Annotated in this window: 5 protein-coding genes; 2 read left to right on the plus strand and 3 right to left on the minus strand. The window is 57.8% G+C overall.

Annotated features, from left to right (window positions below; all coding sequences use genetic code 11):
* The first annotated feature begins 556 nt into the window (after positions 1-556).
* Positions 557-1,672: a Gfo/Idh/MocA family protein gene (locus tag VGE80_RS11725; protein ID WP_440592798.1), complete on the plus strand. Its 1,116-nt coding sequence runs from the start codon at positions 557-559 to the stop codon at positions 1,670-1,672.
* A gap of 33 nt (positions 1,673-1,705) precedes the next feature.
* A complete protein-coding gene (locus VGE80_RS11730) occupies positions 1,706-2,908 on the plus strand; it encodes an ABC transporter permease (protein ID WP_397568807.1) in 1,203 nt (400 codons plus the stop codon).
* Between the two features lie 538 nt (positions 2,909-3,446).
* Here the strand turns inward: VGE80_RS11730 and VGE80_RS11735 are convergent.
* The 3 genes from VGE80_RS11735 to VGE80_RS11745 form a co-directional block, all read right to left on the minus strand.
* Positions 3,447-4,826, minus strand: a complete 1,380-nt coding sequence (locus VGE80_RS11735; RefSeq protein ID WP_440592799.1) for a DUF1501 domain-containing protein — start codon at positions 4,824-4,826, stop codon at positions 3,447-3,449.
* Between the two features lie 482 nt (positions 4,827-5,308).
* Positions 5,309-6,340: an aldo/keto reductase gene (locus tag VGE80_RS11740; protein WP_440592800.1), complete on the minus strand. Its 1,032-nt coding sequence runs from the start codon at positions 6,338-6,340 to the stop codon at positions 5,309-5,311.
* Between the two features lie 191 nt (positions 6,341-6,531).
* Entirely contained in the window at positions 6,532-9,000 is a 2,469-nt protein-coding gene (locus VGE80_RS11745) for a DUF1553 domain-containing protein (RefSeq protein WP_440592801.1), read from the minus strand.
* Between the last annotated feature and the right edge of the window lie 462 nt (positions 9,001-9,462).

Here is a 9,462-nt window from a genome sequence, read left to right on the forward strand (position 1 = left end):
CGGTCAGCCCCACAGAAGGATGGCGATTCGCGCGCTCCTCGTGAGGCGACTCGATGGCCGCCCTGCAAACTCTTGGCGACGTCCACCCTACCTAGCAATCACAGTGCCTGAGCAAAATCATCCACAGCGCTCAGTCGTAAATAACTGGGAATTCCGTGGTTACGACACTCGACTTTCAGTGCATCCACATCATAAATTTTACAATTGTTTGTAAAATTTGTGGGTAATGACAAGGGACGCGTCAACCGGGGCTATCCAATGCGGATCCCATTCATTGGGCTGCACGGTGTTGGCTGGCCTGCGGCCTGGAAATGATTCGCTTACGGGGAAACCTGATCGGGACGATCGAACTCGGAGCACGAGGGCGGTAGAATCGGGGGCTCCACCAAACCTCCGTGCGTGATCTTGTCCTTGAGCGGGCGGCGTTGGGCGATGGGAATTGTGATGTGCCTCGGGATTTGACGCCGATCTGTCGAGCATGCCCGCACAATCCTGGCTCAACCCCGTCTCTGGCTGATGACGCATGGGGCATACTGCACCCAGATTAAGGCTCATCATGTCTCAAGTCGGATTCGGGATAATCGGTTGTGGAATGATTGCGAATTTCCATGCCGAAGCGATCAAGCGGATTAAGGGGACAAAGCTCGTTGGGTGCTACAGTCAGACTCCGGCTTCGGCAGACGCCTTTGCCGCCAGTTATCCCGGCGTGAAGGCGTACTACGACCTGGACGAGATGCTGGCGGATCCGGCGATTCAGATTGTTTCAATCTGTACGCCCAGCGGGGCTCACATGGAACCGGCCGTCAAAGCGGCCGAAGCCAAAAAGCATATCGTCATCGAAAAGCCGATGGAGATTACGCTCAAGCGATGCGACACCATTCTGGAAGCCTGCCGGCGGAACGGCGTGATGCTCTGCCCGATCTTCCAGTCCCGCTTCAGTCCCGCCAACATCGCTCTGAAAGAAGCGATTTCCGAGGGACGATTCGGCAAGCTGGTGCTGGGAGATACGTTCGTCAAGTGGTGGCGGTCACAGGAATACTACGACGGCCCTCAACCGAAGGGAGCCAAGACTCCCGTCAAGACGGGCTGGCGAGGAACGTGGAACCTGGACGGCGGGGGGGCCTACATGAACCAGGCGATCCACAACGTCGATCTGCTGTACTGGTTGATGGGGGAGGTCAGTGAAGTGAGCGCCGTCACTTCCACGTTGGGGCATGACCGCATCGAAGTGGAAGATGTCGGTGTTGCCGCGTTGAAGTTCAAGAACGGCGCTGTCGGGACGATCACCGCGAGCACGACTGCCTGGCCCGGATTGCTGAAGAAGACGGAAATCCATGGAACGGCGGGATCGGTGATTGTCGAACAGGATGATGTCCTGCTGTGGAAGTTCGAAAAGCCCAAGCCCAAAGATCGAGCCATTACAGACAAGCTGATGAACCGTCAGGAAAGCCAGGGGGGAGCGAGCGATCCCAAGGCGATCAGCTGCCTGGGGCATATGGAACAGATCAAGGATTTCATGAAGGCCATTCAGCTTGGTCAAAAGCCGAAGATCACCGGGGAGGAAGGGCGGAAGGCTGTAGAGATTGTGCTGGCGATCTATCAGTCGGCCTGGACCGGAAAACGGGTCTCGCTGCCGCTGCTGAAGGATCCGAAGCGGCCCGTCTCGAAGTAGGTCATCACGTGCAATTGGGGAAATTACTGTAACATGGCCAGTCAACTGAGTGCTTCCAGTTCCGTGGTCGGAAGTTCGTGGAACTGGATTGTCAGTCTCCTGCGACCTTTTCTTGCTCTATTTGCGGTGATCCTGCTGTTCACCATTGCCGACCGATGGACGCATGGTCCCAAGGCCATGTTTGCGACCGAACAGAATATGCGAAACGTCGCGACTCAAACCGCGATTGTCGCTGTCGCCGCACTGGGGATGACCGTGGTGATCATCGCCGGTGGCATCGATCTGTCGGTCGGAACCGCGATTGCGCTCGCCGCTACGATGCTTGCCTGGAGCTTAAAGGAAGATCTGGCTTTGCGGCTGGCCGTGGGTGAGAATCTGGCGGGAGTGAACCAGAAGCTGAAAGTGGCGGAAGACGATCTCAAACGAGCGAAAGAAGACGCGGTCGTCGCTGAGGCGAAATCGAGGATCGAATCGCTCACGTCACTTCGCGAAACAGTCACTGCGGCATCTGTCCGCTGGTCACCCTGGACCCCCTGGTTGTCTCTGTTCATCGGCATTGGCACGGGTTGTCTGTGCGGACTGATCAATGGCCTGCTGATCAGTTATCTGAAGATGGTTCCGTTCATCGTGACATTAGGCACGATGCAGATCTATCTCGGATGGGCGAAGTGGGTGGCCGACAATACCACGGTTCGGCCTGACATCGCGTCGCAGGTGCCCGTCTGGCTACAGAATCTCCTCAGCAACCGTCCGACGGCGCTGGTCTACGGATTGCCCGTCGGGATCTGGTGGACGCTGGTGCTGACGGCGATCCTGGCGGCTGTGTTGCACTTCACCGTCTTCGGGCGATATGTCTTCGCGATTGGTTCCAACGAAGCGACAGCCCGCCTGTGTGGGATCGATGTTCGCCGCAACAAGATTGCGATCTATGTGCTGGGGGGGCTGTTCGCAGGGATCGCGGGGCTGTGCCAGTTTTCCCGTTTGTCGGTTGGCAATCCGACCTCGGGGCTGGGGCTGGAACTCAAGGTGATTGCCTCGGTGATCATTGGCGGCGGCAGCCTGAAGGGGGCTCGCGCTTCCGTCCTGGGGACGCTGACCGGAGCCCTGATCATGTCGGCGATTACCAGTGGCTGTACAGCGCTGGGGGTGACGAATCCCATTCAGGACATGCTGCTGGGGATCATCATCATCATCGCCGTGGCACTGGATCAGTGGCGACAGCCTAAAACCAATTAGTGCACGTCCAGGTTTGATCGTTGGGCTGATGCCACTGCTTCGAAGTCGTCGTAGAAGCAGTGATTTCTTTCCTGGCTGTCTGACAGGGCACTGCATGACCGCGGACGGTCATTCAGTGGCATTGTCGTTGTTATTCAAGACAGCGCGGTCACCTGTCAAAGTTTAATCGTTGGGCTGATGCCACTGCTTCGGAGTCTTCGTAGAAGCAGTGCTTCTTTCCTGGCTGTGAGACAGGGCACTGCATGACCGAAGACGGTCATACAGTGGCATGCTCACTATTATTCGAGTTGAAAACGGGGTTTAGGGGGTGAGTCTTCGGTTGTGAAAACCCTGCGAATCACGGGGGAGTGCACTCGATGAGCGGTCGGAGTACCGGTTCCCAATTCGTCGCGGGATGTTCTGGTTCGAGAGCGCACGGCGGCGTTATCGAACTGGCTCTTACCAGTGAATCGCATCCATAAATCAGCAAATCAATTGCCTGCTGTCGGAGCAATCAATGGATCGCTTGATCCGCTCAGCGTTCGAGCACCACTCAGCGTTAGAGGACTTCCCGGATTGGCGTCCCTTCCGAGAGGGGGATGGGGCGGCCGTCCAGCATCCTGTACGTGATCGAACGCGGGTCGTAGCCCATCGCTGTGAAGACAGTGGCGTTGATGTCGGCAGGTGAGATGGGGCGTGAGTGGGGGAAGGCACCGGTCTTGTCCGATTCACCCACGACTTGCCCTCCACGAATTCCTGCCCCCGCCAGCACGACGGTGTAGCATTGCGGCCAGTGGTCCCGTCCGGCGTCTTTGTTGATGATGGGGGTTCGGCCGAAGTCACCGGTCCAGATGACGAGGGTGGTGTCGAGCAGACCTCGATCTTCCAGGTCTTCCAGCAGCGTCGCATAGGCCTGTTCCATCGGTGGAACGAGGCTCTTTTTCATCCGGTCAAAGTTATTCAGGTGGGTGTCCCAGATGATGCTGCGACCGTTGACGGCCGAGACGAAGCGGACGCCGGATTCCACCAGCCGCCGTGCGAGCAGGTGAGACTGTCCCCAGGTGTGACGACCATAGCGGTCTCGCAGTTCTGTGGTCTCTTTCGAGAGATCAAACGCTTCCGACGCCTTGTCGGTCGAGACGATACTCGCGGCCTGGGACTGATAGAGGTCGATGTCCGTAGCCGAGGGGGAGGCGATCGCGATCCCCTTCTGGTTCATCTGATTCAGCAGGCTCAATCGTTCCCGGAACTTGTCGGGGGTGAGGCTGGGGTCAAGCTTCAGGTTGCGCACCTTGAAGTCTTTGTCGTTCGGATCGGCGTCGAGCACCAGCGGATCGTAATGCATGCCGAGGCAGCCACCATACTGGCCGGGGGTGATGTAGACGGTACTGTCGCAGTGAGGGTACGGCGCGATGACATACGGCGGAATGCCGCTGCTGTAGCCGTCACGTCGCGCCAGCCAGCCGACGAGGGTTCCCAGACTGGGGTGGTCGGCGGGGCTGGGGTTGATCAGGGTGCTGTCGATCCGGTAGGGCCGTCCGACCGTCGAATAGTACATTCCCGAGTTGTGTCCCGCCTGCGTGTGGTTGACGGTCCGCAGGATGGCGAGCTTGTCGACCATTTTGGCCATGCGCGGAAGCATTTCCGTCACGTGGATGCCCGGCACATTCGTATCAATCGTCTGGAACGGTCCCCGGACCGAGTCACCCGCGTTCGGCTTCGGATCCCACAAATCGATGTGACTGGGACCACCGCAGTTGAAAATCATGATCACAGACTTGGCTTTGCCGAATGCTTCCGGCTGTGCGAGGGCCGCCTGAGAAAGTCCTGACCAGAGCGCTGTTGCCGCGACGCCTCCTGTGGCACCCAGAAATCCCCGGCGTGTGGCAGTCAACTCCCCGACATTGCGGTGATGGTCGGAATAGGGTGGATGGTTCACAGGTAGTGTCTCCGCAGTCGATCAAAACAAAAGCAAGCCAATCACAATCATAGTTTATCGGCATTCCAGGCAACAATGGGGATCAAGAGTCACTGATCTGTTGTTCGGAATCCGGAAACTGGCAGCGGTTCGTATATTGTTCAGGCAGGTTGGGGCATTTCCGTCTAAATGACCTGAGTTTGCGTGCTCTCATGTTCACAACGCGGTTTCAGACTTGAAAGTCGAAAGTTTTGGGGTGTCAAATTTCAAGTTTTTGGTGAGGTAAAAGCAAGCATCGTTCAGGCAGGACGTTGGCGGGTTACGGGACAGCTCCTCATGGTCAACATGACCTGTCATCGAACCGACCGGGAGCTGTCAATCGGTTGCGGGCGAGGCGGGGCGGGCTTTCCCTAGCTCCCTTTTTCATCTCCTTGATACGGGAAGTAGAGCACTGCCGGGCTTGCTAAACCAGACAGTGCTCCCGGGATATTATACCGTTGCGCTTACACGGGAGGTGGATTTCGTTCCGCAAATCCGCGCTGATGCCAGTAAGGATAGGCCAGCGGTGTCTGGCTGGCGGAGTCGAGTCGCGCGACCTGCTCCTGGGTCAGGTTCCAGCCGACAGCACCGAGATTCTCCTTCAGTTGTTCTTCGTTTCGTGCGCCGACGATGATCGTGGCGACCGTGGGGCGCTGAAGCAGCCAGTTGAGTGCGATCTGTGGGATTGTTTTTCCCGTTTCATTCGCGACTTCCTGCAGTGCGTCGACGACCGTGTAGAGATATTCCTCGGGCACCTGCGGTCCGGCGTCGAGCGCGACTTTGCTGGTGAGTCGGCTGGATGCGGGGAGCGGATTTCCTCGACGGATTTTTCCGGTGAGGCGTCCCCAACCGAGGGGACTCCAGACGACCGCTCCGACCTTCTGATCGAGAGCAAGCGGCATCAGTTCCCATTCGTAGTCGCGACCGACCAGCGAGTAGTAGGCCTGATGAGCCACGTATCGGGTGAGGCCGTATTTTTCTGAGAGGGCCAGAGACTTCATCAGATGCCAGCCGGAAAAGTTCGAGCAGCCGATGTAGCGAATTTTTCCGGCTTTGACCAATCCGTCGAGCGTTTGCAGGACTTCATCAATGGGGGTGATCGCGTCGAAGCCGTGAAGCTGATACAGGTCGATGTAATCGGTCCCCAGTCGCTTGAGGCTCGCTTCAACGGCCCGGATCAGATATTGCCGCGAGGATCCCAGGTTATTGGGGCCGACACCCGTGCGAAACGTCCCCTTGGTCGAAATGATGACCTTGTCTCGTCGACCCTTGATCGCCTCACCCAGGATTTCTTCCGCCATCCCTTGTGAGTAGACATCGGCCGTGTCGAACATGGTCAGGTCGGCGGCAAGGCAGATGTCAACAAGCTGTCGGGCTTCGGCGACATCGGTCGCCCCCCAGGCTTTGAACAGCGGGCCGCCACCCCCAAAGGTTCCTGTCCCCAGGCTCAGTACCGGCACCTTGAAACCCGAGCCGCCCAGTTGTCGATATTCCATCAGGTTAATCTCCCCTGCGATGCGACAGAGTTTTCTTCATGCTCTGTCAGGAACGCTGTTATCAAGTGCTGCATGACACTCCCGAAGAGTATCGTACCTGCGATTTCGCTCTCTTCGAGCCCTTCTGCTGTCTTGCTTCGAACGCTGTCTTGAGTCGAACAAAGTGCGGACACGACTGGAACGGCGACGTTCTAGCGAACGAACAAAAATCCTTTCGAGTTGATCAGGGCCCAGAGGAGGTCTTCGTAGCATTCTTTCGGCGTCGTGTATTCTGTCAGCAGGCTTTCGGCCGCACTGAGTTCTGCGGACGACGGTGGGCGACTCAATGTGGCGAAATACAGGTCGGTCACGATCTCCGCGTGCGACTTTTTCTCGCTCAGCAATTTTTCAACTCGTCCCGTGCTGGCCGAAATCTTTGTGGCAATGACATCCCCATTGAGAGTATGCAGCGCCTGAGCCAGATTGGCGTCCGGTGATCGTTCGCATTCACAGACACTCACACGGCGTGGTTTGGCGAACGTGTTGAGGAAATAGTCGGGATACTCGGCATCAGGGATTTCGATCGCTCGGGTCCCCAGTGGCAGACTCTGAAACTTGGTCTGTGTCCCTGCAGCGTCGTCGATGGCGTCCAGCAGGGGCTCGGCCGCCAGACGTTTGACTTCGAAGTGACTGTAGAAGCGGGAATCCGCGACGTTTTGGGGCGTGGGCTGGGAATCGAGTTGATAAAGCCGGGATACCATGATGGTTCGGATCAGGTGCTTGAGATCGAAGTTGTGTGCGACGAAATCGTCGGCCAGTAACTGGAGCAGGGCCGGGTTGGTGGGGGGATTGGAAGCTCGCAGATCATCCACGGGTTCCACGAGTCCCCGTCCCAGCAGAAAGCCGACGTAGCGATTGACGGTCGCGCGAGAGAACGCGGCATTCTTTGGTGAGGTCATCCACTGGGCCAGAGCGATGCGCCGATCGAGCGGATGATCCACCGGTCCGGCGTCGAGCGGCTTGGGAGCCATTCGCTGTCCCGTGCGTGGTTGATGGACTTCACCTCCCGTGCGAATCACGACGACCCGTTCGAGTCCGAACAAACCGAATTCCTGGCTCGACTTCAGGCCGGTGCGTGCAAAGAACGCGGCAAAGCTGTAGTAGTCGTCCTGGCTGTATTTTTCAAACGGGTGATGATGACACTGCGCACACGTCAGTCGCGTTCCCAGAAACAGTTGGGACGTCGACTCGGCCAGCACCTGCGGGGTGCTGTTCACGATGAAATAATTGGCGGGGCCATTGGAGTAACTCGAACCCTTTCCCTGCACCAGTTCCGAGACAAATTTGTCAAACGGGACGTTGGCCCGAAAGGCCCCCTTGATCCAGTTATGCAGGGCCCACATTCCCGTTTCCTGCAGTTCACGGCTGCTGTTACGGAGCAGGTCGGACCACTTCAGTGTCCAGTAGGCGGCATAGCGTTCGGTGTAGAGTCCCCTGCGTGGCGAATCAACCAGACCCAGGACACGATCAATCCAGTGCGTCCGTCGCTCAAGGACGGATGTCGTATCGTTCGCGCTGGCCAGGAACTCTTCAATCTCGGCCCGCGTCGGTAAGGTGCCCGTGGCGTCCAGGAAGATGCGGCGCAGAAAAGTCGTGTCGTCGCAAAGCGGTGAGGGTTCAATCCCCAGTTCCCGGAACTTATTCGCGGCAAGGGTATCGATCGCGTTATGGTCGACCCAGCCTTCAAGCTGGGCCGGGGGACCGTAGGGAATCACGAACATCGCGATTTCGGCCTGGCCTTCAAAGCGGACCATGACCGGGGCCTGGCCTCGTCCGGTGACGGTGCAGAATCCTTCGCGAGAGACATTGACGAGCCCTTCGTCCATCGAATCGAACTTGGCCCAGGGGGTGACGTCGCGTGTCTGGCCGTCGGAGTAAACCGCTTCTACTCGCAACTGCTGTGTCAGGCCCGGTTCGCCATTTCGCTGGGCGGGGGTCACAATCAACCGTGACACGGGGCGCTCCGTACCGGGGCCGGGAGCCCCCCCGCGGATCCAGGCGACGAGCATTTCATAGTCGCGGGATCCCCGATCCAGCCGGCGTCCTCCCCCATGCGGGACTTCCATGGTCGGTTTCTGCAGCAGCAGACTCGCTGTCGGCTCCAGTAGATTGACTCGCCGGCCAACGGCTTCACGCACCATTGCGGTTCGATCTTCGGCGGGATCAAAGCCGAAGACAGACAGTTTAAATCCACCCTGTCCATGCTGGGCTGCGTGACAGGCACCCATGTTGCAGCCGGCCTTGTAGAGTGCCGGTCGGACCTGTTCGAGATAGTTAACCACCGGCTCTGCCACAACGTCGGTGACGACGACATTGACCGACTGGACCAGTTCACCCACTTTGACCGTGATGGTCGCCGTGCCATCGCCCCGCGGAATGACACGTCCCGCCGCCGTCACGACGACCACCTGCTCGTTGGAAGTGGCGAACTCCGCTTGAGAAGTCAGGTCTGCTGCGCGCGTGGCTTCGGCGCCCGGATGGGTAACCAGCAACTGAGTCTGAGCGAAATTGCCTTTGAGAACGACTTCGCGGGGGATGACTGACAGAGCGTCCGCAGAGAAGACCGGCTTCATTCCGTAGACAGTGGAAACCAGTAAAGCCAGCAACAGACGGAATAGCATTGGCGGGCTCCAGACATTCGGCAGGGCTTCAGGCCGATCAGGAGATCAGCCGGATGGAGGAGCCATCATGATCGATCCAATAATCAGATGCAAATGCATCCGTCAGGGCATTTTTGAGAGTCGGTGTTGATACAAGCAGCGATTTTCCTCGTCCTTCTCTGGAATTCGCCGGAGGAGAATCGCAGAATTGCAACATTCGGTGAGTCGAATCCACCGAGATTGGAAGTTTGACTAGACGCACTGGTTCGCCCAGATCTACCCCGACAATTCATCCGGGAGAGTGGCGTCCAAGCAAGCACATTCAGATTCGGAGTTCTTAAGTGCTCGATGCAGGAGAAACCGAATTCGGGCGGCGTAGGCAACTTGCAGCCGATTATCTGTATCGAGGAAAGAAAAAGCGTCTTCTGGAGTGGCTGTTCCTGTACGTCGGATTCCTGGGAATCGCTCTTTGTTTCACTCCAG

The organism is Schlesneria sp., assembly GCF_036405755.1.
GTDB classification, from domain to species: Bacteria; Planctomycetota; Planctomycetia; order Planctomycetales; family Planctomycetaceae; genus Schlesneria; species Schlesneria sphaerica.

Coding starts and splice junctions, on each gene's coding strand:
- VGE80_RS11725 (WP_440592798.1), top strand. CDS start 557: ATGTCTCAAGTCGGATTCGGGATAATCGGTTGTGGAATGATTGCGAAT.
- VGE80_RS11730 (WP_397568807.1), top strand. CDS start 1,706: ATGGCCAGTCAACTGAGTGCTTCCAGTTCCGTGGTCGGAAGTTCGTGG.
- VGE80_RS11740 (WP_440592800.1), bottom strand. CDS start 6,340: ATGGAATATCGACAACTGGGCGGCTCGGGTTTCAAGGTGCCGGTACTG.
- VGE80_RS11745 (WP_440592801.1), bottom strand. CDS start 9,000: ATGCTATTCCGTCTGTTGCTGGCTTTACTGGTTTCCACTGTCTACGGA.